We start from the raw sequence: 26,233 nt of genomic DNA, 5'->3' as shown, positions 1-26,233 counted from the left end.
ACCTAGACGTGAGGCGGCGGGCGCGGGGCGTGCGAGACTGCTCCGGTGACCTCGAAGACGATCACCGCGTCCGCCGCCGGGAGTTGGAGACTCGGCGAGCTGTCCGTGCGTCGACTCGGCTTCGGGGCGATGCGGCTGACCGGCAGCGCCGCCTTCCATCTCGGCACCCCGAGCATCCGGGAGCGGTCGATCGCCGTGCTCAGACGCGCGGTCGAGCTGGGCGTGAACCACATCGACACCGCCGCCTTCTACTTCTCCTCGCTGCGCTCCGCCAACGAACTGATCAACACCGCGCTGGGCGGCCCGTACCCGGACGACCTCGTCATCGTCACCAAGGTCGGGCCGCACCGCGAGTACTCGGGGGAGTGGGGCACCGCCGCCCGCCCCGACCAACTGCGCGGCCAGGTCGAGGAGAACCTCCGCCAGCTGGGCCGCGACCACCTCGACGTCGTCAACCTGCGCCGCATGCGACAGGACTCCATCGCCGAACACTTCGGCGCCCTCGCCGAACTGAGACAGGCCGGGCTCGTCCGCCACCTCGGCATCTCCGCCGTCGAACCCCGTCACCTCGCCGAGGCCCAGGCCATCGCCCCCGTCGTCTGCGTCCAGAACCGGTACGCCCTGGACCGACCGGACCCCGACGCCGACGCCATGCTGCGCCTCTGTGCCGAACAGGGCATCGCCTTCGTGCCGTTCTACGCCATCGCCGGCGACGCCGGGCCGGAGGGGGCGAGCACGGCGCACGACGACGAACCGCTCACGGTGGCCCGCGCCCACGACGCCACCCCGGCCCAGATCAGACTCGCCTGGACCCTCCACCAGGGCCCCCATGTCCTCGCCATCCCCGGCACCGGCAACCCCGACCACCTCGAAGAGAACATCGCCGCGGGCGCCCTCCGGCTCACCCCGGACGAGGTGGCCCGGCTGGACGCGACGAGGCGAGGGCGACCCTCGGGAGGCCCGGCAGAGCCGTAAGGGCAAAGCGGCACCAACGGGTTCATATAGGCTGCCTGTTCTGTTCCTGCTGTTCGTCACCACCCCGGGAGAGCCCCCGTGAGCGTAGCCACCGCCCACTCCGCATCGGCCGTACCCCCCGCCGACGAGACGCCCGCCGCACCGGAGGCCACCGGGGGAGTGCCGGCGCGGGACGAGGGCTTCTGGGTCGAGCCGGGCGCCGCCGACACCGAGGCCCCGTCGAACGCCTCCGGGGACGGAACGACCGTCCAGGCCGGGCCTGAGGTCCCCGCCCAGGCGTCGGGCGAGCCGTCCGGTGCCCCCACCGAAGAGGGCGAGCCCGTGGACGAGCAGGTCGTTCGTGACGCCCAGGAGTTCGGGGTCTACGCGCGCACCGGCGGCTGGGCGTTCGCGCTCAAGGTCGCGCGGAGCGTGCGGCCCGGCGGGGAGCTGCCCGGGGAGACGGTGAAGGTGTCCGCGAAGCGGTTCGCGGAACTCGCCGGGTGCTCCCCGGAGCGGGTGATGCGCTACTACAAGGCGTGGGACAAGGCGGCCGACGACGGCATGGTCCCGCACTTCGAGGCGCTCGCCCCCGGCCAGGAGGTCGACCTGCCGGACTCCGACGTCTGGCTGACCTACTACAGCTCCCGCAACAGCGCGACCTCCGACCGGGGCACCGCGATCACCGCCGCCGCCGAGGCCGAGGGCATCCGCCCGACCAAGGCCCTGGAGGTCGCCGAGAACCCCACCGCGCTGCGCGCCGCGATCCTCGCCGACCCCTCCACCGCCCAGGCCGCCCGCACCGCCCTCCTCGACCGGCTGAAGGAGGACACCTCCCTCCAGACGGAACTGGCCCGCGACATCGCCCGCACCGAGGAGCTGAAGAAGGCCGTCGCGAGCGAGACCCAGGCCGCCAGCCGGATCGGCTACGTCCGCCAGATCGTGGAGAACGGCCAGGTCAAGACCCCCGCGGGCCAGGTGATCGACGCCCCCGCCGAGCTGCGCGCCGAGGCCGAGCGCCACCTCTCCCTCATCGACGAACTCGACGAGAACGAGGACACCGGCGAGTGGGCGACGGAGGCGTACGACACCGTCAAGGAACTCGTCGTCCAGACCGTCGAGTCCAACCCCGAACTGCGCGTCCAGGAACGCCGCACGAAGTTCTACAACAGCCTCCAGAAGGCCACCAAGGTCTTCGAGGAGCTGACCCTCGACGACGCCGTCGACCTCGACGCCATCTACGAGGACGACATGCTCCAGCGTCTGCAGGAACTCCAGGAAGCCATCAACACCTGCATCACCGCCCTGCGCAAGGCATCGCCGGGCGCCTGATCCGGGGCACCACGACGGCATGACTTCTTGAGAGCCTGTGTCATATCCCCGGCCGGGCGCGCGACGCCTGGCACGCACTCCCCCACTGCCTCAAGGGCGTGGGGGGACCCCCAGCGGCGTTGCCGAAACGCCTAGTAGCTCCTCCCTCACGCTCGAACAACCTCGCGCGGGGGACCCCCATGACGCCCCGCGCTGATCCGACCGGGGATATGACACAGGCTCTGAGGCCCCCTGCCCGGCAGGGGGCCTCTCGCGTCCCGGTCCGCATCGCACGCCGGCAAGGTCCAGGAGATCCCAGTTGCCGAGCGATCGGTGTTACGTATAACCTCCCGGGAACCCCGCGTCACCCCGAAAGGTCCCGATGAGACGCATAGCCCTGGTCACCCTCGTGGTCGCCGACTACGACGAGGCGATCCGCTTCTACACCGAGGCGCTCGGCTTCCGGCTCGTCGAGGACACGGCCCGGCCCGACGGCAGCCGCTGGGTCGTCGTCGAGCCGGGCGGCGACGGACAGGGTGTCGGGCTGCTGCTCGCCAGGGCCAAGGGAGAGACACAGCGTGACCGGGTCGGCGACCAGACCGGCGGACGCGTGGGCTTCTTCCTGCACACCGACGACTTCGCCCGCGACCACGCCCGGATGCTGGCGGCGGGCGTGACCTTCCTGGAAGAGCCGCGCCATGAGCCGTACGGCTCGGTCGCCGTCTTCGAGGACCTGTACGGAAACCGCTGGGACCTCCTCCAGCCCGCCGACTGACGCCTGCCTCTCGCTCCCCGCTGCCCCCTCTCCTGCCCGATCGCCCCGCCCAAGAAAGACCCGCCATGACTGCTACGCGCGTAGAGACCGCCGCACTCGACACCGACACCCTCCGCCGCCTCCCCAAGGTCGTGCTGCACGACCACCTCGACGGCGGTCTGCGCCCCGCGACCCTCGTCGAACTCGCCGCGGAGGTCGGCCACACCCTGCCCGAGACCGACCCGCAGGGTCTGGCCGCCTGGTTCTACGAGGCCGCGAACTCCGGTGACCTGGTGCGGTACATAGCCACCTTCGAGCACACCCTCGCCGTGATGCAGACCCGTGAGGGCCTGCTGCGCACCGCCGAGGAGTACGTCCTCGACCTGGCCGCCGACGGCGTCGTCTACGGCGAGGTCCGCTACGCCCCCGAGCTGAACACCAACGGCGGGCTGACCCTGCCGGAGGTCGTCGAGACCGTGCAGGAGGGGCTGGCCGCCGGTATGGCCAAGGCGGCGGCCCAGGGGACTCCGGTGCGGGTCGGCACGCTGCTGTGCGGGATGCGGATGTTCGACCGGGTCCGCGAGGCCGCCGATCTGGCCGTGGCGTTCCGGGACGCGGGTGTCGTCGGCTTCGACATCGCGGGCGCCGAGGACGGCTTCCCGCCCGCCGACCACCTGGCCGCCTTCGAGCATCTGCGCCGCGAGAACGTGCCCTTCACCATCCACGCCGGTGAGGCCCACGGACTGCCCAGCATCCACCAGGCGCTCCAGGTCTGCGGCGCCCAGCGCATCGGCCACGGGGTCCGGATCACCGAGGACATCGTGGACGGCAAGCTCGGCCGCCTCGCCTCCTGGGTGCGCGACCGCCGAATCGCCCTGGAGATGTGCCCCACCTCCAACCTCCAGACCGGCGCGGCCGGCTCGATCGCCGAGCACCCCATCACGGCCCTGAAGGACCTCGGCTTCCGCGTCACCCTCAACACCGACAACCGGCTGGTGTCCGGCACGACGATGACCCGCGAGATGTCCCTGCTGGTCGAGGAGGCCGGCTGGACCCTCGGCGATCTGCGCACGGTCACTGTCAACGCCCTCAAGAGCGCCTTCCTGCCGTACGACGAGCGGGGCGCCCTCATCCGGGACGTCGTCCTGCCGGGCTACGGGTCCGCGGCCTCGTCGTCCTCGTCACCGTCGTCCGCGTCGCGCTGAACCAGTCCCCGGACGTACGCCGCCTGGCCGACGTGCTGGAGGTCGTCGGCCACGACGCTGATCAGACGGACACCCAGGGTGACGGGCGGGTCCCAGCGCTCGTCCACGACACGGTCGAGGTCCTCGGGCGTGAGCCCGCCCAGATGGTCGAGGGTCCGCTCGTGCACGGCGTCGTAGTAGCCGAGCAGCAGGTCGCCCGAGTCCACCCGGACCCGGGCGACCTGGCGTGCGCTGTGCCCGTAGCCGGTGTCCCGCTCGCCCAGTCCCAGGCCGAAACGCTTCTCCCAGCCGTCGGCCAGCCAGACCTGCTCGCGCCCCGCGACATCGGCGACATGGTCGTCCTGGATTCGGGTGAGATGCCAGACCAGCCAGGCGACGGAGTTGGAGTCGGGGGAGGGCCGGGCGGCGAGCTCCTCGGAGGACAGCCCGCCCACGGCCGCGTGGACCTCGTCCCTGACCCGTCCGTACGCGTCGATGAGAACGTCCTTCACATCCATACGTTCACCATCGAGCACGGGGGCCGCGCCCGCACCGTACGCGTCAGCTGTTTCGCGTCACCGGCCGATGGCCGCACCGCCCGGCCGCGCGGATGCCGAAGGGTCAGTCGGCCCGTGAGTCGAGTTGGGTCATCAGGGCTCGGGCCGCCGGGCTGGTGGCCTCGGGCGGCGGTAGCAGGGCGACCGTCTCGTACACGGTCTCGCCCGTGCCCTCGACTGGCAGGGCCTTCAGCGAGGCCCGCTTGTGGCGGAAGTGGCGGGGGACGACGGCGATGCCGAGGTTCTCGTCGACGAGTTCGAGGAGGTTGTGGACGTCGTTGACCTCCATGGCGACGGTCCGGCGGACTCCCGCGGCGGCGAAGACGGCGTCCGTGGTGCGGCGCGTGCCCCAGTCGGGGTGGAAGTCCACGAAGACCTCCCCGCCCAGGTCGTCCGGCGTCACGGCGACGGTCTCGGAGACGGTGAGCCGGTGGCTGGGGTGACAGAGCACCGTCATCGGCTCGGCGGTCAGCGGTACGACGCGCAGCTGGTCGGTGTCCTCCTGGCTGCTGCGCACGGCGAACGCCAGGTCCAGGCGCCCGGACGCGACCTCCTCCGCGAGCGCGGCCGAGCCCGCCTGGCGCAGGCAGATCTCCACATCGGGGTGCGTCCGCCGGAAACCGGCGAGCAGCCCCGCCACATGCACCCCCTTGACGCACTGCTCGGAACCGACCGCGAGCATGCCCCGCAGCACGCCCTGGACCGCCGCCACCGCCTCATGGGCCGACCGCACCTGCGCCAGAATCCGCTCCGCCTCGGCCAGCAGCGCCCGCCCGGCCGGGGTGAGCGTCACCCGCCGGGTCGTCCGCACGAACAACGGCGTCTGCAACTCCCGCTCCAGCGACCGGATCGAGGCCGACAGACCCGACTGCGAGACCAGCAGTCGCTCCGCCGCCCGGGTGAAGTGCTGGTCCTCGGCGACCGCGACGAAGTGCTGGAGATGGCGCAGTTCCATGACTGAGAAGCGTAGACGCTGAATCCCATCGGATTCTTCTGTTGGACCAATGCCCCCAGGTCGCGAAAGAGTGGGAACCGCTTCCCACTGTGCCAACCCCGACTGGAGTCGCGTTGTACACCGCACACCCCGACCGTTACGCGGACCTGCCCTATCGGCGCACCGGACGCAGCGGGCTGAAGCTGCCGGCGCTGTCCCTCGGCCTGTGGCACAACTTCGGCCCCGACCGGCCCGTCGAGACCCAGCGCGCGATCCTGCGCCGCGCCTTCGATCTCGGCGTCAACCACTTCGACCTCGCCAACAACTACGGCCCGCCGCCCGGCTCCGCCGAGTCCGCGCTCGGCGAGGCCCTCAAGGCCGACTTCGCCGCGTACCGCGACGAACTGGTCATCTCCACCAAGGCGGGCTATCTGATGTGGCCCGGCCCGTACGGCGAGTGGGGCTCCCGCAAGTATCTGCTCTCCTCTCTCGACCAGAGCCTCGCCCGGATGGGCCTCGACTACGTCGACATCTTCTACTCGCACCGCCCCGACCCGGACACTCCGCTGGAGGAGACGATGGGCGCCCTGCACTCGGCGGTGCAGCAGGGCAAGGCGCTCTACGTCGGAGTCTCCAACTACTCGGCGGAGCAGACCCGTGAGGCCGCCCGCATCCTGGGCGAGCTGGGCACCCCGCTCCTCATCCACCAGCCCCGCTACTCCATGCTCGACCGGCGTCCCGAGACCGAGGGCCTGCTCGACGCCCTCGACGAACTCCAGGTCGGCTCCATCGTCTTCTCCCCGCTGGAGCAGGGCCTGCTGACCGGCCGTTACCTCGACGGCATCCCGGAGGGCTCCCGCGCCGCGAGCGACAGCCCCTTCCTGAACTCCGACGCCGTCACCGAGGACCTGGTCGGCCGGCTCCGCGCCCTGGACGAGGTCGCGGGGTCCCGTGGCCAGACCCTCGCCCAGCTGGCCCTGGCCTGGGTGCTGCGCGGCGGCCGGGTCACCTCCGCCCTCATCGGCGCCAGCAGCGCCCGCCAGGTCGAGGACTGCGCCGGAGCCATGGACAACCTCGACTTCGAGGCGGACGAACTGGCCCGCATCGACGCGATCATCGAGGGCAAGGGCTGACACGTCTTTCGGGTACGACCGCCGGGAGCGGCGAGGCTCCTCATGATCGTGGGTGCCGTCGCTGAACATTCCGGCGACGGCATCCGTATGAGACGGCGAGCCGGGGGTAGGCGGCCCCCGGCGAAGCCCCCGGTCGGAGGGGTGTGCGTAGCGTTTCAGCCAATCGCCGTCACGCATATGCCAGGAGACTGGCCGAATTCACGTGGTGACAGAGTGTCAGGAGTGTCGATACTCGACTGACAGGGCGATTGAGTCGTGAACCAAGGGCGTCCCTACCTGCGTTCACGTCGTCACTTTGTGTGACATTCCATCGGCTCGTGTGTACGACCAGCACATCCGCGAGACGAGAGTGAGTCCGTTCGGCGGGCGGTCCGGACGGCGTTCGACGCTGCGAACGGGGGAGTGAAGCGTGCACGACGAATTCCTGTGCCATGTCACCGCGTACGGCGTGTGCGGTGGCCGGCGCGTCGGCGTGCCGCTGGGTACCTACAGAGCCCCCACCCTCGCGCTGGCGCTGTGGTGGATGCGCGACCGCGCGTTATGGATCGCCGAGCGCCTCGACCCACGGCCGGAGAACCCCAACTATCCGCCGAACGCGGTCGTTCCGGTCGCCGACACCGTGCCCGACGTGCCCGCCCTGCTGCGCGCCTGGTCCGCCGACAGCGGCCAACAGGAGCTGGTCGCCGAGGAGTTGGCCGCCGGCAACCTGGTCCGGATCGCCACCAACGACGACACCACCGAGTACGAACTGCTCGCCGAGTCCGTCGACGCCGTACGTATGCAGCGCATCGCCCAGCGGATCGCGGCCCCCGCCGCCTGACCGGGCCCCCGCTGCCTGGCCGCGGAGACCGTACGCCGGCCCCTGGGGCGCACAACGGGGCACATCGGTAGAATTCTCGGCATGGCGGAGCGGTCGATCGCGTCGACTGCGCCCGAACTCGTGCTGGAAACCGAGTCGGGCTCCACCGTGATGAGCCCCGGCCACGCCTACCACGTGGGACGCGATCCGCTCAGCGACGTCGTCCTCGACGACGACCGGGTCTCCTGGCACCACGCGGTCCTCAGGGCCGGTGCCGACCGCTGGACGATCGAGGACGAGAACAGCACCAACGGCACCTTCGCCGACGGCCACCGCGTCAAGGAATGGGACGTGGGCCCCGGCACCGAGATTCGCTTCGGCAGCCTCTCCGACGGCCCCCGCGCCGTCCTCACCGGTCTGGCCGCCGAGCGCCCCTCCGGCGTCCTCCACCCCGCCTCCACCGGCACCTACCGGCAGCCGACCAGCGTCCGCCCGCTGCCCGAGCGGACCGTGCGCATCGGCCGCGCCGCCGACAACGACCTGGTCATCGACGACCTCGTCGTCTCCCGCCGGCACGCCGAGCTGAGGGCCCGCCCGGACGGCACCTACGAGATCGTCGACCTCGGCAGCCACAACGGCACCTTCCTCAACGGCGCCCCCGTCGACCGCGCCCCGGTGGCTCCCGGTGACATCGTCGGCATCGGTCACTCCGCGTTCTGTCTGGTCGGCGACGAGCTCCAGGAGTACGTCGACACCGGCGAGATCTCGCTCGATGTGCAGGACCTGACCGTCGCCGTCGACCATGGGCGAAAGATTCTGCTCGACAAGGTGGCCTTTCCGGTCGGCGAGAAATGCCTCCTCGCCGTCGTCGGCCCGAGCGGCTCGGGAAAGTCGACCCTCCTGAACGCCCTCACCGGCCAGCGCCCCGCCGACAGCGGCACCGTCCTCTACGACGGCCGCGACCTCTACCACGACTACGCCGAGCTGCGTCAGCGCATCGGCCTGGTCCCGCAGGACGACATCCTGCACACCCAGCTCACCGTCCGCAGAGCCCTGGTCTACGCCGCCGAACTGCGCTTTCCCCAGGACACCGCGAAAGCCGAGCGACAGGCCAGGGTCGACGAGGTGATCCGCGAACTGGGCCTGGAACAACGGGCCGACCAGCCCATCCACAGCCTCTCCGGCGGCCAGCGCAAACGCGTCAGCGTGGCCCTGGAGCTGCTGACCAAGCCCTCCCTGCTCTTCCTCGACGAACCGACCTCCGGCCTCGACCCCGGTATGGACCGTTCGGTGATGCACATGCTGCGCGGCCTCGCCGACGACGGCCGCACCGTCATCGTCGTCACCCACAGCGTCCTCAGCCTCGACGTCTGCGACCGCCTCCTCGTCCTGGCGCCCGGCGGCAAGGTCGCCTACTACGGGCAGCCCGACGACACCCTCGCCTTCTTCGGCTTCGAGCACTGGCCCGAGGCCTTCGAGGCCTTCGAACGGGACCGGGAGCGGGACTGGGCGGGGGAGTACCGCGACTCGCCGTTCCACCGGCATTACGTCGCCGCCGCCATGAGCCGGCCGTATCTGCCCGGACCGGAACCGGTCGCCGTGGCGCCGCCGCCCAAGCCGCAGAGCTGGGGCGCCCAACTCGGCACCCTCGTCCGCCGTTACACGGCCGCCCTCGGCGCCGACCGGACCTTCCTCGCCATCATGATCGCCCTGCCGTTCGTGATGGGAGCGATGACGAGGGCCCTCGCGGGCGGTGAACTGGACCGTGAGACCGCCATGAACGCCCTGCTCATCCTGTGCGTCGGCGGCGTCCTGACCGGCGCCGCCAACGCCGTGCGCGAACTCGTCAAGGAACGCGTCATCCACCGGCGCGAACGCGCCGTCGGACTGTCCAGATCCGCGTATCTGATGTCCAAGGTCGTCGTCCTCGGCACGATCACCGTCCTCCAGGCCGTCGTCCTCACCCTGGTCGCCCTCCTCGGCGTCGACCTCAACGCCCCCGGCGGCCAAGGCGTGTTGCTGCCGCCACTCGTCGAGATCACGCTCGCCGTGGCGCTGCTCGCCTTCACCGCGATGATGCTCGGCCTGGTCGTCTCCGCGCTCGTCCGCAAGGAGGAGGTGACCATGCCGCTGCTGGTCCTCCTCGCGATCGTCCAGGTCGTGTTCTGCGGGGCGCTGCTGGATGTGACGGGCACGGCCGTCCTCGAACAACTGGCGTGGCTGGTGCCGTCGCGCTGGGCGTTCGCGGCGATGGCAGGGACCATCGACCTGGAGCGGATCGTCCCCGACAAGTCGGACCCCCTGTTCGCGCACTCGGCGGGCGTCTGGCTGCTGGGCATGGGGATGCTGATCGTCCTGGCGCTGCTCTGCGGCCTGCTCGTCGCCCGGCTGCTGCGCCGCCACGAACCCGCGGTGATGCGGAAGTAGCCACCATGACGACATCCGGCTTCGTCCCCACCCATGTGGTCCCGCCCGGTGGGATGCCCGCCTGGGAGACCCCGGACCCGTCCCGCCCCACCGTTCCCCTCGACGCCCTGCTGCCCGTCCGGCTCCTCGACCGGCGCGGCGACTGGGGCCAGATCCTGTGCTCCAACGGCTGGTCCGCGTGGGTCGACGGCCGCCTCCTCGTCGCCGTACCCCAGGACCCGCCCGCCGCCGGCGCCGCCCCCGCCCGCACCGCCGACCCGCGCCCGCTCCTGGCCCGTGCCGAGGAGACCCTCACCCGCTACCGCACCGAGACCGAGGCCCTCGCCGCCGGACGCCTCGACGGGGAGTCCTTCCGGGACCGTACGAAGGGGCTGCGCGTCGGGGTCGTCGTGGACGGCGAGTCGCTGTGGCTGTTCGACGCCGCCCATGAGCGGTGGGTCTACTGCGACGGGGCCGGCCTGAGCACCTTCGCCGTGTCGCGGCCCCCGCACGAGTACGGCCCCGCCGACCACGAACCCACGCGGCGGATACCGCCGGTGACCCCCGATGAGTGAGCCCGGACCGTTCCAGGGGCGGCCGTCCGAGCTGATCGGGCGGCGCGTCGCCGGCTACCGGATCGAGCGGGAGATCGGCAGGGGCGGCATGGCCGTCGTCTACCAGGCCAGGGATCTACGACTGGAACGTACGGTCGCGCTGAAGCTGCTCGCGCCCGAACTGGCCCGGAACGACACCTTCCGGCGCCGCTTCACCCATGAGTCACGGGTGGCCGCCGCCATCGACCACCCGCACATCGTCCCGGTCTTCGAGGCGGGCGAGACCGACGGACTGCTCTACATCGCCATGCGGTACGTCGCCGGCCGGGATCTACGCCATCTCCTGGACCGGGAGGGCCCGTTGCCGTTCGCCACGGCCACCCGGATCGCCACCCAGGTCGCCTCCGCGCTGGACGCCGCGCACGACCACGGGCTGGTGCACCGGGACGTCAAGCCCGGGAACATCCTGGTCGCGCGGGGCACGGACAGCGATCACCCCGAGCATGTGTATCTGACCGACTTCGGGCTGACGAAGAAGTCGCTGTCGTTGACGGGGTTCACCAGCGTCGGTCAGTTCGTGGGGACACTCGACTATGTGGCGCCGGAGCAGATCTCGGGCAAGCCCGTCGACGGCCGCTGCGACGTGTACAGCCTCGCCTGTGTCGTCCACGAGACCCTGGCCGGGCGCCCGCCCTTCCGCCGGGACGACGACATGGCCCTGCTGTGGGCCCACCAGTACGACCAGCCGCCACCGGTCACGGAGGGGCGCCCCGATCTTCCGGAGGCGGTGGACGGGGTGCTGGCGACCGCGTTGGCCAAGTCGCCCGACGAACGGTACGACTCCTGTCTCTCCTTCGTGGCGGCGCTCAGGCTCGCCGCCACGGCCCCCACCTCGGGTACGGCGCATGTCGCGAGATCGGAGCACACGCCGACCAGGGCGGTGCCGCCGGCTCAGGGGGCGCCCGAACCGCTGCCCCAGCCGCCGCCGGAACCGCCCGCCTGGGCCCGGCCGATCTTCACCGGGCCGTTGTCACCGCCGTAGCCCGCCTCACCGGGCTCGGTTCTCCGTACGGCCTTCGTCGAGACGCTCGATCCGGGCCACGTTCTCCCGGTCGCCGGCTTCCTCGCTGGCCTCGGCGGTGAACCAGGCGTCGAGGATCTCCTTGAGGAGCGGCTCGGAGGTCAGACGCAGACCGATGGCGAGGACATTGGCGTCGTTCCAGCGACGGGCGCCGTCCGCCGTGTACGCGTCGGTGCACAGGGCGGCCCGTACCCCCGGCACCTTGTTCGCGGCGATCGACGCGCCGGTGCCCGTCCAGCAGCACACCACCGCCTGGTCCGCCGCACCCGAGATCACATCCCGGGCCGCCGCCTCCGAGCAGACCGCCCACTGGGGGTCGTCCCCGGGCCGCAGCGCCCCGTGCGTCAGTACGTCGTGGCCGCGCTCGCGCAACTCGGCGACGAGGAAGCGCGCCACGGGTTCGTCCATGTCGGAGGAGACGGAGATCCGCATGTCTCGGAGAGTACCCGTCCGCCGTCCCCGCTACGGGCGCGGCCAGGGCTTTCCGTGCAGGCGTTCGATGCTGGTGTTGAAGCGCTGGAGGTAGTCGGCGAAGGCGGTGATGTCCTCGTCGGACCAGTCGGCCAGGACCATGGAGAGGGAGCCGACGTTCCCCTCGCGCTCCTCGTCGAGACGCCTCTCACCCTCTTCGGTGATCCGGAACTTACGGGCCACCCCGCCGTCCGGGTCGAGGATGTGCTCCACGAGTCCGGCCCTCAGCGCGGCGGCGGTCTGGCGGCGCAGGGTGGAGGCGTCCAGACCGAAGGCGACGCTCAACTCGCTGATGGACATGGGTCCTTCGACCCGGATACGGCTGAGGAGGATGTACGCGCTGCGCTCCAGCGTGGAGTCCTTGCGGCGCCCCTTGCTCTTGCTCAGATGCTGGTAGCGGCCGAGCAGCATGTTCTCGTACTCGACCCGGCGCGTCGGCTCATTCACGGTTGCCTACCTCCTCGTAGCGGGTAACGCTGAAGCGATCTTTCCATTCCGGCTCTTCCATCCGACCCTCCCTTCCGGCCTTCCCTTCCCAAGGGAAGTGCATCATGCACAGGAGAGGCTGTATACCTGTCGCGTGTATTCTGCACGGCAGGTGCATGACGTAGAGCAGGTGTGTGACGTTCGACGAATGCCCAGTCGCCGGTTCCAGCGCTCGGAGGAATTTCTTGACGGCCAACTCCCCGACGTCCGCCCGCCCGGGCGGCGTCATCATGACGCTGGCCCTCGCCGGCATCGTCGCCGCGATCATGCAGACGCTGGTGACCCCGCTGCTCACCGAGCTGCCCACGATCCTCGGCACCAGCGCGGCGAACGCCTCCTGGGTGGTCACCGTGACCCTGCTGACCGGCGCGGTCTTCGGCCCGATCGGCGGGCGGCTGGGCGACCTCCACGGCAAGCGGCGCATGCTGCTGGTCTGCTGCGTCCCACTGGTGACCGGCTCGGTGGTGTGCGCGCTGTCCTCGACCGTCGTACCGATGATCGTCGGCCGTGGACTGCAGGGCATCGGCATGGGCGTGGTGCCGCTCGGCATAAGTCTGCTGCGGGACGTCATGGCGCCCGAGAAGCTCAGCGGCTCCATCGCCCTGGTCAGCGCCTCCATGGGTATCGGCGCCGGTCTCGGCCTGCCGATCGCGGCCTCCGTCGCCCAGTACGCCAGCTGGCGCGTGCTGTTCTGGGGCGCGGCCGGCCTCGCCGTACTCGTCACCACGATGATCTGGTTCCTCGTCCCCGAGACCCCGGCCGGCGCCAAGGGGCAGCGCTTCGACTTCATTGGCGCGTTCGGCCTCGGCGGCGGAGTGGTGTGCCTGCTGCTCGCCGTGTCCAAGGGCGCGGACTGGGGCTGGGGCTCCGCGACGACGCTCGGCCTGTTCATCGGCGCCGCCGTACTGCTGCTGTTCTGGGGCTTCTGGGAGCTGCGCACCCGCGAGCCGCTGGTCGATCTGCGCACCACCGCCCACCCCCGTGTGCTGCTGACCAACATCGCCTCGATCCTCGTCGGCTTCGGCATGTACGCGAACGCCCTCATCACTCCGCAACTGCTGAGGTTGCCCGAAGCCACCGGTTACGGTCTGGGGCAGTCGATGCTGGCCATGGCCCTGTGGATGGCCCCGGCCGGGCTGATGATGATGGCGCTCTCCCCGCTGGGCGCCAAGCTCACCAACGCCCGCGGCCCCAAGTTCACCCTGGTCACCGGCTCCGCAGTGATCGCCACCGGGTACGGGCTCTCGCTGGTGCTGATGGGCTCCACCTGGGGTCTGCTGATCGTCTCCGTCGTCGTCAGCGCCGGTGTCGGCGTGGCGTACGGGGCGATGCCCGCGCTGATCATGAGCACCGTGCCGCTGTCCGAGACCGCCTCCGCCAACAGCTTCAACACCCTGATGCGGGCGCTCGGCACCTCCACCGCCGCCGCCGTGGTCGGTGTGGTGCTGGCCCAGATGACCACCACCCTGGGAGGCTTCAGCCTGCCTTCCGAGGACGGCTTCCGCGTCGGCCTGGCGATCGGCGGCGGCGCGGCCCTGGCCGCCGCCCTGGTGGCCGTGTTCATCCCCGCCGCGCCCACAGCCGGGGAGGAGGACGGCGCCGAGCAGGAGCCGACCACCGCGGAGGTGTCCACCTCCGCCGCGTGACCGCCGGGACACATGATGCCGTCCTTCTCGGCGCCTTGCGCCGAGAAGCGGGATTTGCCGGGCATCGTCCCCGCCGCGACCGGGCATGGTGTTGGGGGCGGAACGTGCCCGGGGCATGCGGTGCCCGACGACGAGATCGTGCGCGCCGCCGGGCGCCGTCCGCCGAGCCGTCACTTGTGGTCCACGCGTGCCGCACGCGCGTGTTGTGCGAAGGGGGAGCGCCCATGGTGCTGCCGGTCCCGTCGGAGAACGTACTGCCCCAGCCGGTGCTGAGCCCACTGACACCCGCCGCGGTGTTCCTGGTCGTCACCGTCGCACCCGGCGGGGAGGCCGCCGCGCGAGGAGTGCTGGCGGGGCTCGCCGGGCTGGAGCGAGCGGTGGGGTTCTCCAGCCCCGAGGGGGGCCTCGGCTGTGTCGCCGGGATCGGATCGGCCGCCTGGGACCGGCTGTTCGGCGGCCCCAGGCCCGCCGCGCTGCACCCCTTCCCGGAACTCGACGGCCCCCGGCACCGCGCCGTCTCCACACCGGGCGACCTGCTGTTCCACATCCGCGCGACGCGCGTCGACCTGTGCTTCGCGCTGGCCGCCGAGATCATGCGCCAACTGCGCGGCGCCGCAACGCTGGAGGACGAGGTCCAGGCCTTCGCCTACTTCGACTCCCGCAACCTCCTCGGCTTCGTCGACGGCACCGAGAACCCGGTCGGGCGCGTCGCCGCCGAGGCCGTGCTGATCGGCGACGAGGACCCCGGGTTCCGTGGCGGCACCTATGCGCTGGTGCAGAAGTACGTGCACGACGTGGACTCCTGGGACGCCCTGGCCGTCGAGGCCCAGGAGAAGGTCATAGGCCGCACCAAGCTGACCAACCTGGAACTCGACGTCCGGGGCTCCCACGTCGACGTCAACACCCTCCTCGACGCCGACGGCAACGAACGGCGCATACTGCGCGCCGCGATGCCCTTCGGCAGGCCCGGACACGGCGAGTTCGGCACCTACTTCATCGCCTACGCCCGCGACCCCGACGTCCCCGAGACGATGCTCCGCAAGATGTTCATAGGCGAACCCCCGGGCGGGCACGACCCGATCCTCGACTACTCCCGCGCGGTCACCGGAACGAGCTTCTTCGTCCCCTCGGCCGACTTCCTCCGCACCATCCCACACCGCCGCCCACCGGAGTGACACCGGTTTCCGCGCCGGGCTCCTCGCCTCAGTACTCGTCCTCGCCCGCCACGAACGTCCGTACGACCTCGATGTCGGCGATCCGTGACACGTCCACCGCGTGCGGATCGTCGCCGAGGACGACGAGGTCGGCGCGCTTGCCGGGGGTGAGGCTGCCCGCGTCGGTGTCCCAGTGGCAGGCGCGGGCGGCCTCGACGGTGTAGGCGTGCAGGGCCTGTTCGACGGTGACGGCCTCGCCGGGGCCGATGAGACGGCCGGACTCGGAGGCCCGCTCCACCATGAACTGCACCGCCCGCAGCGGGGCGCCGTTCGCCACCGGCCGGTCCGAGCTGCCCGCGACCCGGACGCCGTGGTCGAGGAAACCCCGGCCCCGGTAGAGCCAGTCGGCGCGCTCGGCGCCCATCACCGTGGCGTAGTCGTCGCCGTAGTAGCGCAGAAAGCTCGGCTGGATGACGGCCGTGACACCGAGCGCCGCCATCCTGGGCAGTTGGTCGGGGCGTACGAGGCCCGCGTGCTCGATGCGGTGGCGGGTCTCGGGGCGGGGGCTCAGCTTCTGGGCCTTCTCCAGCGCGTCCAGGGCGACATCGACGGCCCGGTCGCCGATCGCGTGGACGGCGAGCTGCCAACCCGCGAGATGCCCGGCGACGATCATGCTCTCCAACGCCTCCGGGTCGTGCATGAGTTGACCGGAGCCGTCACCGCCGAGATAGGGGCTGGTCAGAGCCGCCGTACGGGCCATCATGCCGCCGTCGGTGAACACCTTGAGCGCGCCGAGGGAGAGGGTGCCCTCGCCGAAGCCGGTGCGCAGACCGAGGTCGATGGCCCGGCTCGTGGTGTCCTCGGCGTCGGTGTCCACCGGGTGGAGCGCGTCGGCCGCCACCATCAGCTGGACCCGCAGCGGCAACCGGCCGGACTCCTGGGCGAGTTGGTAGGCGGCGCCCTCGATGGGGCTGTGGCCGATCAGGCGTCCGCCGACCCCGGCCTCGGCGCACCCGGTGATGCCCTCGGCCCGGCAGCCGCGCGCCGCCCGCTCGATCGCCGCCGCCAGTTCGGTGAGCGAGTGCGGCGGCCGGGTCCGCAGCGCGGCGGCCATGGCACCCTCCGCGAGGAAGCCGTCCGGTCGGGCCGCCTCCGCCGGGAGCCCGGTGAGGATCGCCGAGTTGACCAGGCAGGCGTGCCCCGAGAGATGGCCGAGGTACACCTTGCGGCCGGCGCTCACGGCATCGAGGTCGGCCGCCGTGAGGGGGCGGTCGAGGGTGCGCTGGTCGTAGCCGCCGAAGTCCACCCAGGCGCCGGCCGGTGCCCGCACCACCGCTTCCGCCACCACCTTGAGCACCTCGTCGGCCCGTGTGCTCGGAGCGACGCCGGGCGCCTTCGCCTTCAACCCCGCCCAGGCCAGATGCACATGGGCGTCGATGAAACCGGGGAGCACCGTGGCACCGCCCAGGTCGAGGGTCCGCCGCGCCGGCAGCCCCGCCACGTCCTCGTCAAGCCCGACGACGCGCCCCCGCCAGATGCCGAGTTCGCGGGCGGTGGGGCGGGCCGAATCCATGGTGAGGACACGGGCGTTGGTGATCCTGGTGCAGAGCACGGACGGGTTCCTTCCGGTCGGAGCCTTGCCTGAGGCGGAGAGGGGATGGGGGGCGGTTCTGGAGCGTTCTCCGTGATGGATCAGCCGTGCGTCGCGTCGGTGATGCGCCCGATGAATTCCAAGTGCCCGTCGGGCCGTCGGCGGACCAGGTCGCCGGTGCGGTGGAGGCGTCCACCGGGCGCCCCGAACGGATCGGCGACGAACCGCGCGGCGGTCAGCGCCGCCCGCCCGAGACAGCCGCGCGGCAGACACTCCCCGCCCAGGTACAGCTCCCCGGTCACCCCGGCGGGCACGGGGCGCAGGAAGGCGTCCAGGACATACGCCCGGGTGCCTGGGGCGGGGATGCCGGTGGGGGTGATGTCGACGGTCGGCTCGATGCTGAGCAGGTCGCTCGAAACCGCGACCGGCCCCGTCGATGTCGGCGGCGCGCGGTGCGGAAGGACGACACCGACGGGGCCGGCGGCCGAGTCCTGGCCGTGGTAGTCGATGTGCGCGGCGCTCTGGCCGGTGAGGGGCGCTCCGCGATCCGCGTCGGTGGGGTCGTGGGCCGGTCCGTCCGCCAACTCGGCCGTCATGGCGGGCGAGTCGAGAGCGAGGAGGGCCATGCCGTTGGCATTCGCGGCAAGGACGTGCGCGGTTTCGGCGGTGGTCATGCCGCAGACGGGCCGGGCGTCGTCGAGTACGGGGGCGATCCGCTCGGCGGGGTCCTCGTGGCCGATCGGCAGACAGACGGCGCCCGCCTTGAGGATGGCCGCGACGGCGACGGCCAGTTCGGCGGAGCGCGGCAAGGCGAGGGCGATGATCCGCTCGGGGCCGGCGCCCCGGGCGAGCAGCGCGTGGGCCAACCGGTTGGCCCGGTCGTCGAGTTCGGCGTAGGTGAGCTTCTCGTCGCCGGCGACCGTCAGAACCGCGTCCGGGGACGAGCGCACTCGTTCGGCGAACAGCGTGGGCCAGGTGTCCGCCGGGGCCGGGAGCGTGGTGGCGTTCGAGTCGACGACGACCTGCCGGTACTCCTGCGGGCCCATCAGGTCCAGCCGGACCACGGAGGCGTCGGGGCGGGCGAGCCCGTCGGAGAGGAGGGTGCGGTAGTGGCCGAGAAGCCGCTCGGCCGTCGTACCGTCGAGGAGCCCGGGGTCGTAGGTGACCCACGCCGTGTTCTCGTCGGCCTCCAGCAGCACATCGACCGGAATGGACGGCTCGTCGCCGAACGCCGTGTTGAAGAACAGCCCGCCGCCCGGCAGGGGAGCCGGGCGCAGTTCCTCGACGAGGAGGCCGATCGGCAGCCGGTGCGTCTCCGTGTCGTCCCGTGCCTGGGCCACCCGGCGCACCAACTCGCGGAAACTGGGCTGGTGTTCGACCGACACCCGCAGCGGGAGGCCGTCGTACCCGATGGTCAGATCCGTCGCCCCCGAGTAGCGGTGCAGCAGGGCGACGAACGCCGCGAGCCGTTCGGGGCGGGAAGCGTCGGGGACACCGGACAGCGCCCGGGTCTCCCGGTCGGGCCGGGGCCGCGGCGGATGAGGGCGATCGGTGGGCAGGGGGACCGCCTGCGGCAGCGGGGTGAGCGACCGCCGCCAATGGGCCAGGGCTTCCTCGGGACCGCACACAGCAGTGAGCCTCCCCGCCGGGTCAGGGTCCCGGTCCTGGCCGGGGTCGCCGTCATATTAAGGTAAGGGTTACCTAATTGACAGCTTCTGGGTGGGGGCGGGGGCTCACCGTTGGGTCTGCGGCGACATCGATGCCGGTGCTCGCCGATGCAAACCAGTCATGTGCTTGGCGGGTTGACGTCGTGGGCCGGGGGCGGTGAATGTGCGGTGTCCATGTCGCGCTAGCATCACGGCGTGATGAAGGCCTGGTTACCCCGACGCATGGCTCGGGCCCGCGCGACCGCGGGTCCGCTGCTGCGTCTGCTGGGCCTCGCCGTGGTGCTGTTCGCCGTCGCCCTCACGCATGGGGCGACGCCCGAGAGCGCCGGTGGACACCTGGTGACCAGCACGGTCGCCCCACCTCCGACCACCTCCACCGAGGGCCCGTCCGACCATGTCGACGCGCACTCGGTCGCCCCGCCGTCACCGGTCGTCGCCCCGGCCGAGCGGTACTTCGGCCCCTGCGGCAACCACGGCGACGGCACCTCGGGCCACCCCGACGACCACTGCGCCGTCGCACAACCGCACCCGGGGCCCTCCCTCGCCCAGCCACGCTTTGCGGTGTCCGTCAGCGAAGGCCTCGCCGCATACTGTGTGCCGTCCATGCGGGAGACCGGTGAGACACGGCTCCCCGACGGGTCGTCAGCCGCCCTGAGAGCACTGGTCGTTCAGCAGATCTAGAGCCGAGTCCTCCCTCCCCGTACCGCAGTTCACCCGCACCCCCCTGCGCCCGGACCCTCTCCCGGCCGTGCTCTCGCACGCCCGCGTCGACGAGTGACCCGGCGTGCCCGGAGGCCCCTGTGTCGACCCTGCTCGCCACCCTCGTACGCGCCTGTCTGCCCGTCGCGATCACCCTGTGCGCCTTCCTGCACGGCCCGATCGACGAGACCACGCACACCCTCACCACGACCACCCCAACGGCAGCCGCTCCCACGGCCGTTGAAGAGCCCCCGCACGAACCCAACGGGCCCCAGGGCCCACATGGACCACAGACCCCCCACGGCCCCCACCCCACCGAGGACTGTGTCCCGGCCGGCCTCCTGCGCGCCCCCAGCGCCCAGACGGCGGACCAGCCGCCACCGGCCGGGGCGACACCCGTACTCGCCGGTGTCGCCGCGCTCACCGTATGTCCCGCACGGCCGAGGCGCCGCCCACAGCGACGCCGACGAGCCCGTACGGGCCGAACAGCCCTGACCCGTACCTCCCGGTGGCGCATCTAGACCTCTCGCCCGCAGCCGACCCCAAGCCAACGAGCGAGAGCGAAAGACATGCAGTCGATCAGCAACACCACGACCACCTCGACCATCCCGGCCACAACGACGAGCACGACGAGCGGCACCGCCCCCGGCGGTTCGGCCCTGCCCGCCCTCGTCGGCAACACCCCACTCCTGCGCATCTCCCAGCCCCTGACCCCTCGCGGCCACGGCTTCTGGGCCAAACTCGAAGGCTTCAACCCTGGCGGGATCAAGGACCGTCCCGGCCTGCACATGGTCGAACGGGCCCGTGCCCGCGGCGACCTGCGGCCCGGCGGACGCATCATCGAGTCCACCAGCGGCACCCTCGGGCTCGGCCTCGCGCTCGCCGGAATGGTGCACGGCCACCCGGTCACCCTGGTCACCGACCCCGGCCTCGAACCCTCCATGACCCGGCTGCTCGGCGTGTACGGCGCCGAGGTCGACATCGTCAGCGACCCGCACCCCACCGGCGGTTGGCAGCAGGCCAGGCGGGACCGGGTCACCGAACTCCTCGACCGGCACCCCGACTCCTGGTGCCCCGACCAGTACAACAACCCCGACAACACCACCGCCTACATCCCGCTGGCCCTCGAACTCGCCACCGAACTGCGCCACATCGACGTGCTCGTGTGCAGCGTCGGCACCGGCGGCCACTCCGCCGGCATCGGCCGCGTACTGCGCCGGCTCTACCCGGACATCCGGATCGTCGGCGTCGACACCATCGGCTCGACCATCTTCGGCCAGCCCGCCCGCCCCCGTCTGATGCGCGGCCTCGGCTCCAGCATCTACCCGCGCAATGTCGCCTACGACACCTTCGACGAGGTCCACTGGGTCGCCCCGCACGAGGCCGTCGGGACCTGCCGCCGCCTCGCCGCCTCCCACTACGCCACCGGCGGCTGGAGCGTCGGCGCGGTCGCCCTCGTCGCGGGCTGGCTGGCCGGGACGACACCCGCCGACACCCGCATCGCGGCGATCTTCCCCGACGGTCCGCAGCGCTACCTCGACACCGTCTACGACGACGAGTACTGCGCCCGCCACGGCCTCCTCGACGGACCGCCGCCCCTGGAACCCGAGGTGATCGGCCGCGCCGACGAGAAGGAGGTCGCCCGCTGGACCCGCTGCACCGACGTCGTCGACCCCCTCACCCTGACGGCCACCCCGACCACCACCCCAGCCGGCCTGACCACCCCGACCACGGCCAACAGTGGGGAGGCGGCCGAGTGAAGGGCACCCTCGCACAGGTGCGTTCGCACGATCGCGCCGTCCAATTGCTGATGGTCAACCAGTTCACCATCAACCTCGGCTTCTACATGCTGATGCCGTACCTCGCCGCCCATCTCTCCGGCACGCTCGGGCTGGCGGGCTGGATCGTCGGACTCGTGCTGGGCGTACGCAACTTCAGCCAGCAGGGCATGTTCGTGGTCGGCGGCACCCTCGCCGACCGGCTCGGCTACAAGCCGCTGATCGTCGCCGGCTGCGTGCTGCGCACCGTCGGCTTCGCGGCGCTCGGCTTCGTCGACTCGCTGCCCGCCCTCCTCGCCGCCTCGGCGGCCACCGGTCTCGCGGGCGCCCTGTTCAACCCGGCCGTACGGGCCTACCTGGCCGCCGAGGCGGGGGAGCGCAGGGTCGAGGCGTTCGCCCTGTTCAACGTCTTCTACCAGGCCGGAATACTGCTCGGCCCCCTGGTCGGCATGGTCCTCACCGGCGTCGACTTCCGGATCACCTGCCTCACGGCGGCCGGCATATTCGCCGCGCTGTCGGCGGTCCAGATCCGCGCCCTGCCCGCCCGGGGCCGGGAGGACGAGGCAGCAGAAGGCGATGGGGCGCGGTTCGGTGACGGCCGGGCCGGGGTGGTCACCGAGTGGCGCGGCATCCTCGCCAACCGTTCCTTCCTCCTCTTCTCCGCCGCCATGACCGGCTCGTACGTCCTCACCTTCCAGGTCTATCTGGCCCTGCCCCTGGAGGTCCGACGTCTGGGCGGGGACGGCGAGTTCGGCACGGGCGCCGTGGCGGTGCTGTTCGCGGTCTCCGGACTGAGCACCATCCTCGGCCAGACGAGGGTGACCGCCTGGTGCAAGGCCCGCTACGAGCCCGGCCAGGCGTTGATCCGGGGCCTGGTGGTGATGGGCGCCGCCTTCGTCCCCCTGCTCCTGGCCTCGACCGTGCCCATACCGGACGACGGCCCCGGTCTGTGGCTGCTGGCCGTGCTTCCCCCGACCCTGGCCGCGCTGCTCCTGGCCATCGGCACGATGATCGCGTACCCGTTCGAGATGGACACCATCGTCCGGCTCTCCGGGGACCGGCTCGTCGCCACGCACTACGGCCTCTACAACACCGTCTGCGGGGTCGGCATCACCCTCGGCAACCTGCTCACGGGCGCGGCCCTGGACGCCGCGCGCGAGGCGGGCCTGCCCGCACTGCCCTGGATCGCGCTGACCGGCCTGGGCCTGGCCTGCGCCGCCGCCGTGTACGGCCTGCATCGCACCGGTCGCCTGGCGGCACCCGCACCCCGGGCGGTGGCGGCCTGACCGACCCCGAGCACCTGACCGACCCGAGTACCTGACCGATCCGAGTACCTGACAGGGAGGGGCGGGCACCGTTCCACGCCCGCCCCTCCCCCCTCTCAACCGGCGCCGACCTCACCCCGCCGCCGTACCCCCTTCGCCAGGGCACCTCCGAGCAGGCCGGTGACCAGCCCCCACACCACGGCCAGCCCCAGCGCCGACCACAGCCGGGGCCGTAGGAACAGCTCCCCGTCCAGGTCGCCCCCGAGGTCGCCGAAGCCGAGGATCGACAGGCCGTAGTGGGCGGAGAGCCGGCCGACGAGACAGATCATCAGGACGGTGAGCACCAGGGCCACGGCCATGTGCACCGCGTGCTGCCAGAGCCGTACCCGGGCCGGGGAGCGGGCCGCCATCACGAACGCGGCCATCAGCAGCAGCACCGCGTTCACGACGACCAGCCACCACACCCTGCCGTCGTGCTCGGCGAGCGTTCCCAGGTTCAGCTCCGAGACGGCGGACCCGCGCAGCACCTCGTCCAGCACATGCGGCATCGGCAGCGCGAACGCCCCCTCGACCTGCCCGTCCCAGGTGGCGCCCAGGCCGATCGTGAAGCTCAGCCACACCAGATTGGGCAACCCCAGCAGAATCACCCCGGCCGTCTCGGCGGCATGTCCACGTGTCAGCGCCACCACCACCGCGATCACCAGCCCGAGCGCGACATACACCAGCAACAGCACGACCATCGCGTACGCGGCCGGGCGCACCGACTCCTGGAACCTCAGCAGTCGCGCCGGAAGCGGTGCCCCGCGCGAGACGGCCAGCGTGAGGACGAGTACCCCCGCGAGCCACAGCAGCCCGAAGAAGACGGTCGACGCCATGTCCGCCTCGAAGCCCACCTCGGCCGAGGCGCCGAAGAACTCGGCCACCTCACCCAGCGGGATCGCGAACGTCTGCCGGGCCCCGAGCGAGACGCCGATCAGCGCCGCCAGCCACAGCACGGCGATCCGGGCCGCCCAGCCCACGAGTTCGGGAGTGCCCGCGACCGCCCGGTGCCGCAGCGGCCGTAGGAATCCGGCGGCGAACGTCAGCGCCCCGGCGAGCGTCACCGACAGCGGGATCACGGTCAGCCCCGCCCGGGTCTCGGCGATGAAGCCCGCGCCGCCGGAGAGTTCGATCGTGCCGCCGACCGCCGTCACGATCGTGGCCGCGACGACCCGTGGGTAAGCGTTGTCCGGGAGATCCGTCGCGCCCACCGCCCACAGCCCGAGCGCGGCCACGACGATCATCACCAGCAGCCCGGCGAGCACGGTCGCCAGGGCCTGGAGCCAGCCATGACGGGCGACCGTCCGCTCGGGCGCGGCCCGCCCGGGACGCGGGGTCTGGGGACTCACCCTTGCCACGCTAAGCACGCCGGAGACACTCCGCGCGCCGGACGGGACCCGCCTCTCCTCGGCTTGCGGCTCGTGCGGCGACCGAGCACACAATGGGCCTGTTGTGGAAGAAGGCGTCGCGAAACCCGCGCGTGCAGGGGACTCGGGCAGCGCCGCGGAATCCGTACGGCGGGAGATGCCCCGTGAGTGTCGATGAGCCGTCCTCCGGCCGCCCGACCGGGCCGCCCTCCGGCCCTCTCTCCGGGCCGTCCCCGCCCGGCCCCACCCGTCCGAGCGGCGAGACACCACCGGAACCGCCGAACGGCATCTCGGGCCCGGGTGACACCGGCGGCCCTGAAGGACCAGGAGGACCGGGGGGACCGGGTGGGCCGAGCGGTCCGGGAGAATCGGGAGACGCGGGTGGTACAGGAGGCGCGGGAGGCGGTCCCGGAGACTCGGCACAGGGCCCGTCAGGCCCGGAGCACCCCTGGTGGCGGTCCGCTCCCCGGATCGTCCTCATGCTCACGGCGGCCGTCGTGGCCGTGGCCCTGATCGTCGTCCTCACCCGCTCCGACGACTCGGGCGGCGACGGCGACGGCGAGGTCTTCCTCCAGGCCGCCGACCAGGCGGGCCCCGACCCGTTCACCGCCTCGACGGCGACCGACGGCTCCGCCCCGCCGACGACACCCGAGGCGACCCCCACCCCCACCAGGTCGGAACCCTCCAACGTCACCCGTGCCGTACGGGGTTCCGCGCCCGGCCTCTACGGCGGCACCCGTGACGTCTCCGGCTGCGACGTCGAGAAACAGATCAGGTTCCTGAGGGCGACCCCGGCCAAGAACGAGGCGTTCGCAGCCGTGCTCGGCATCAAGCCCTCGGACGTCCCGGCCCGGCTGCGGTCGTACACCCCGGTACAACTGCGTCTGGACACCCGGGTCACCAACCACGGCTACCGCGACGGCGCCGCCACCGAGTACCAGGCCGTGCTCCAGACGGGTACCGCCGTCCTCGTGGACGACCGGGGGGTGCCCCGGGTGCGCTGTGCCTGCGGCAACCCGCTGACGCCGCCGGTCGCGCTGAGGACGACGCCCGAGCCGAGGGGCGACTCATGGCCGTCGTACCGGCCGCAGAGCGTGGTGGTCGTCCAGGGGGCGACGGCCGACATCGATGTGTTCGTCCTCCGCGACACCGGCCACGACGAGTGGTTCCTCCGCCGGGCCGGCGACACGGGTGGGAAGGACGAGAAGTCCACCGCGCCCGCCGACAGGCCCTCCCCGTCGGCGTCGACGTCGTTCTCCGAGGCACCGCCCACCGAGTCGCCCGAGCCGTGCCCCCCGACACCCGGTGACGACGGGGCCGCGAGCCCGTGCCCCTCGTCGTCCTCGGCGACCCCGCCCTCCTCGGCACCGGAGGAGCAGGACGCCCCGCCCGCCGAGCCCGGCACAGGACCGAAAGCACCCCGATCCGCCGAGCCCGCGCCCGAGCCGCAGCCACCCTGACCACCGAGCCCGCGCCCGAGCCGCAGCCGGAGCCACCCTGACCACCGAGCCCGCGCCCGAGCCGCAGCCGTCCTGACCGCCGACCGCCGCGGCGCCGCCGTCCGACGTGCCGCCGTCCGCGGTCTCCATCAGCGCCCGTCGAGGTCCACCGGTCGCCGTGCCGTGATCAGCTCATGCAGATAGCACTTGGTGATCCGGCCCCCGTGCCGGGTGTCGATCAGCTCCCGGATGTCGCCCAACAGACCCTCACGGGACGCCGCGTCCAGCGCGCGATGCCCGGAGTAGGTGAGCAGCACATCGATGTACTCCTGGGAGGTGTACGTGATCTCCCGGAGGCACCGGTACGAGCGGAGGTCGTCCCAGTCGGCCAACTCACCGGGGTCCGTGGCGATCTCGGACTCGTCCTGCAGCCGAAGGCCGGGCGGCGTGGACGGGTCCCAGCGCTCGTAGAAATCCTGCACACGGGCGAAGAAGTCGAGGGTGCCGCCCTTGACGTGCTCGGTGGTGACGAGCGCGAACGTGCCTCCGGGCCGCAGCGCGCGGCCCACCTTGGCGACCCCCACCGCCGGGTCGATCCAGTGGAACGCGGTCGCGCACATCACCACGTCGAACGGCTCGTCGGGCAGCGGCCACTGTTCGAACTCCGCCACCTCCACCCGCGCCCGGGGATACGGACGCAGATGGCGCCGGGCCACCTCGGCCATCGCCGGACCCAGTTCGACGGCGGTGAGGTCACACCCGAACTCCGCGACGGGAACGGTGAGTTGACCGGTGCCGGGCCCGATCTCCAGCACCCTGCTACCCGGGCCCAGCCCGCCCCGCGCCGCCAACTCCGCCACCAGCGACTCGGGATAACGGGGCCGAGCCCGGTCGTACAGCTCCGCCGCCTCGTTGAAGATGGCCCGCAACATGGCCGTACCCTTCCCTCGCGCTCCTGTGGCCC

Annotated in this window: 24 protein-coding genes; 16 read left to right on the top strand and 8 right to left on the bottom strand. The window is 71.9% G+C overall.

Features of this window, described 5'->3' with window-relative positions:
- Nucleotides 1-45 precede the first annotated feature (45 nt).
- From ACWD4G_RS21400 to ACWD4G_RS21385, 4 genes are all read left to right on the top strand, one after another.
- Nucleotides 46-975, top strand: coding sequence for an aldo/keto reductase (locus ACWD4G_RS21400; RefSeq protein ID WP_451295657.1), 930 nt, complete (start codon nt 46-48; stop codon nt 973-975).
- Nucleotides 976-1,053: 78 nt separating this feature from the next.
- Nucleotides 1,054-2,286, top strand: coding sequence for a hypothetical protein (locus tag ACWD4G_RS21395; protein ID WP_451295655.1), 1,233 nt, complete (start codon nt 1,054-1,056; stop codon nt 2,284-2,286).
- 361 nt (nt 2,287-2,647) lie between these two features.
- On the top strand, nt 2,648-3,040 hold the full coding sequence (locus ACWD4G_RS21390) for a VOC family protein (protein ID WP_451295653.1): 393 nt from the start codon (nt 2,648-2,650) through the stop codon (nt 3,038-3,040).
- Nucleotides 3,041-3,105: 65 nt separating this feature from the next.
- Nucleotides 3,106-4,224: an adenosine deaminase gene (locus ACWD4G_RS21385; RefSeq protein ID WP_451295651.1), complete on the top strand. Its 1,119-nt coding sequence runs from the start codon at nt 3,106-3,108 to the stop codon at nt 4,222-4,224.
- Here ACWD4G_RS21385 and ACWD4G_RS21380 read toward each other — a convergent pair.
- Both ACWD4G_RS21380 and ACWD4G_RS21375 read right to left on the bottom strand, forming a co-directional pair.
- Nucleotides 4,173-4,721: a mycothiol transferase gene (locus tag ACWD4G_RS21380; protein ID WP_451295649.1), complete on the bottom strand. Its 549-nt coding sequence runs from the start codon at nt 4,719-4,721 to the stop codon at nt 4,173-4,175. The two genes, ACWD4G_RS21385 and ACWD4G_RS21380, sit on opposite strands and share 52 nt — an antisense overlap.
- A 103-nt stretch (nt 4,722-4,824) precedes the next feature.
- Nucleotides 4,825-5,715 carry a LysR family transcriptional regulator gene (locus ACWD4G_RS21375; RefSeq protein WP_451295647.1) on the bottom strand — a complete coding sequence of 297 codons (891 nt, stop codon included), beginning with the start codon at nt 5,713-5,715 and terminating at the stop codon, nt 4,825-4,827.
- Between the two features lie 113 nt (nt 5,716-5,828).
- Here ACWD4G_RS21375 and mgrA point away from each other — a divergent pair, with 113 nt between their 5' ends.
- From mgrA to ACWD4G_RS21350, 5 genes are all read left to right on the top strand, one after another.
- On the top strand, nt 5,829-6,827 hold the full coding sequence (gene mgrA, locus ACWD4G_RS21370; protein WP_451295645.1) for an L-glyceraldehyde 3-phosphate reductase: 999 nt from the start codon (nt 5,829-5,831) through the stop codon (nt 6,825-6,827).
- Between the two features lie 409 nt (nt 6,828-7,236).
- On the top strand, nt 7,237-7,647 hold the full coding sequence (locus ACWD4G_RS21365; RefSeq protein ID WP_451295643.1) for a hypothetical protein: 411 nt from the start codon (nt 7,237-7,239) through the stop codon (nt 7,645-7,647).
- A gap of 81 nt (nt 7,648-7,728) precedes the next feature.
- Entirely contained in the window at nt 7,729-10,053 is a 2,325-nt protein-coding gene (locus tag ACWD4G_RS21360) for an FHA domain-containing protein (protein WP_451295641.1), read from the top strand.
- 5 nt (nt 10,054-10,058) lie between these two features.
- Entirely contained in the window at nt 10,059-10,607 is a 549-nt protein-coding gene (locus ACWD4G_RS21355) for a hypothetical protein (RefSeq protein ID WP_451295639.1), read from the top strand.
- Nucleotides 10,600-11,628: a serine/threonine-protein kinase gene (locus ACWD4G_RS21350; RefSeq protein WP_451295637.1), complete on the top strand. Its 1,029-nt coding sequence runs from the start codon at nt 10,600-10,602 to the stop codon at nt 11,626-11,628. Before ACWD4G_RS21355 ends, ACWD4G_RS21350 begins: the two co-directional genes overlap by 8 nt.
- A gap of 6 nt (nt 11,629-11,634) precedes the next feature.
- Here the strand turns inward: ACWD4G_RS21350 and ACWD4G_RS21345 are convergent, their stop codons facing one another.
- Both ACWD4G_RS21345 and ACWD4G_RS21340 read right to left on the bottom strand, forming a co-directional pair.
- Nucleotides 11,635-12,099, bottom strand: a complete 465-nt coding sequence (locus ACWD4G_RS21345) for an RpiB/LacA/LacB family sugar-phosphate isomerase (protein WP_451295635.1) — start codon at nt 12,097-12,099, stop codon at nt 11,635-11,637.
- A gap of 30 nt (nt 12,100-12,129) precedes the next feature.
- Nucleotides 12,130-12,585 (bottom strand): MarR family winged helix-turn-helix transcriptional regulator, encoded by a 456-nt coding sequence (locus tag ACWD4G_RS21340; protein ID WP_451295634.1) that lies wholly within the window; start codon nt 12,583-12,585, stop codon nt 12,130-12,132.
- A gap of 224 nt (nt 12,586-12,809) precedes the next feature.
- On the opposite strand from ACWD4G_RS21340, the gene ACWD4G_RS21335 reads away from it, so the two are divergent.
- Together ACWD4G_RS21335 and ACWD4G_RS21330 are read left to right on the top strand one after the other, a co-directional pair.
- A complete protein-coding gene (locus ACWD4G_RS21335; protein WP_451295632.1) occupies nt 12,810-14,270 on the top strand; it encodes an MFS transporter in 1,461 nt (486 codons plus the stop codon).
- Nucleotides 14,271-14,494: 224 nt separating this feature from the next.
- Complete coding sequence (locus tag ACWD4G_RS21330; RefSeq protein ID WP_451295630.1) at nt 14,495-15,445, top strand: Dyp-type peroxidase; 951 nt, start codon at nt 14,495-14,497, stop codon at nt 15,443-15,445.
- A gap of 28 nt (nt 15,446-15,473) precedes the next feature.
- Here the strand turns inward: ACWD4G_RS21330 and ACWD4G_RS21325 are convergent, their stop codons facing one another.
- Both ACWD4G_RS21325 and ACWD4G_RS21320 read right to left on the bottom strand, forming a co-directional pair.
- Nucleotides 15,474-17,036, bottom strand: coding sequence for an amidohydrolase (locus tag ACWD4G_RS21325; RefSeq protein ID WP_451295628.1), 1,563 nt, complete (start codon nt 17,034-17,036; stop codon nt 15,474-15,476).
- Between the two features lie 80 nt (nt 17,037-17,116).
- Nucleotides 17,117-18,643, bottom strand: a complete 1,527-nt coding sequence (locus tag ACWD4G_RS21320) for an AMP-binding protein (RefSeq protein ID WP_451295626.1) — start codon at nt 18,641-18,643, stop codon at nt 17,117-17,119.
- Between the two features lie 237 nt (nt 18,644-18,880).
- Between ACWD4G_RS21320 and ACWD4G_RS21315 the strand changes: the two genes are divergently transcribed.
- The 4 genes from ACWD4G_RS21315 to ACWD4G_RS21300 all read left to right on the top strand — a co-directional run bounded on the left by ACWD4G_RS21315 (nt 18,881) and on the right by ACWD4G_RS21300 (nt 22,445).
- Nucleotides 18,881-19,363: a hypothetical protein gene (locus tag ACWD4G_RS21315; RefSeq protein WP_451295624.1), complete on the top strand. Its 483-nt coding sequence runs from the start codon at nt 18,881-18,883 to the stop codon at nt 19,361-19,363.
- A gap of 119 nt (nt 19,364-19,482) precedes the next feature.
- Entirely contained in the window at nt 19,483-19,902 is a 420-nt protein-coding gene (locus tag ACWD4G_RS21310) for a hypothetical protein (protein ID WP_451295622.1), read from the top strand.
- A 48-nt stretch (nt 19,903-19,950) separates the two neighbouring features.
- Entirely contained in the window at nt 19,951-21,141 is a 1,191-nt protein-coding gene (locus tag ACWD4G_RS21305) for a PLP-dependent cysteine synthase family protein (RefSeq protein WP_451295620.1), read from the top strand.
- The gene (locus tag ACWD4G_RS21300) at nt 21,138-22,445 is read left to right on the top strand and encodes an MFS transporter (RefSeq protein ID WP_451295618.1); all 1,308 of its coding nucleotides are present in this window, start codon (nt 21,138-21,140) and stop codon (nt 22,443-22,445) included. Before ACWD4G_RS21305 ends, ACWD4G_RS21300 begins: the two co-directional genes overlap by 4 nt.
- Before the next feature lie 95 nt (nt 22,446-22,540).
- On the opposite strand, the gene ACWD4G_RS21295 is transcribed toward ACWD4G_RS21300, so the two are convergent.
- Nucleotides 22,541-23,812, bottom strand: a complete 1,272-nt coding sequence (locus ACWD4G_RS21295; protein WP_451295616.1) for a streptophobe family protein — start codon at nt 23,810-23,812, stop codon at nt 22,541-22,543.
- Nucleotides 23,813-24,309: 497 nt separating this feature from the next.
- Here ACWD4G_RS21295 and ACWD4G_RS21290 point away from each other — a divergent pair, with 497 nt between their 5' ends.
- A complete protein-coding gene (locus ACWD4G_RS21290; protein WP_451295614.1) occupies nt 24,310-25,290 on the top strand; it encodes a DUF6777 domain-containing protein in 981 nt (326 codons plus the stop codon).
- A gap of 128 nt (nt 25,291-25,418) precedes the next feature.
- Here ACWD4G_RS21290 and ACWD4G_RS21285 read toward each other — a convergent pair whose 3' ends face one another.
- A complete protein-coding gene (locus ACWD4G_RS21285; protein ID WP_451295612.1) occupies nt 25,419-26,201 on the bottom strand; it encodes a class I SAM-dependent methyltransferase in 783 nt (260 codons plus the stop codon).
- Nucleotides 26,202-26,233 lie beyond the last annotated feature (32 nt).

The sequence above is a fragment of the Streptomyces sp. NPDC002643 genome (assembly GCF_053592555.1).
The sequence above is the reverse complement of the archived record's forward strand: the minus strand, read 5'-3'. Positions and strand labels throughout refer to the sequence as shown.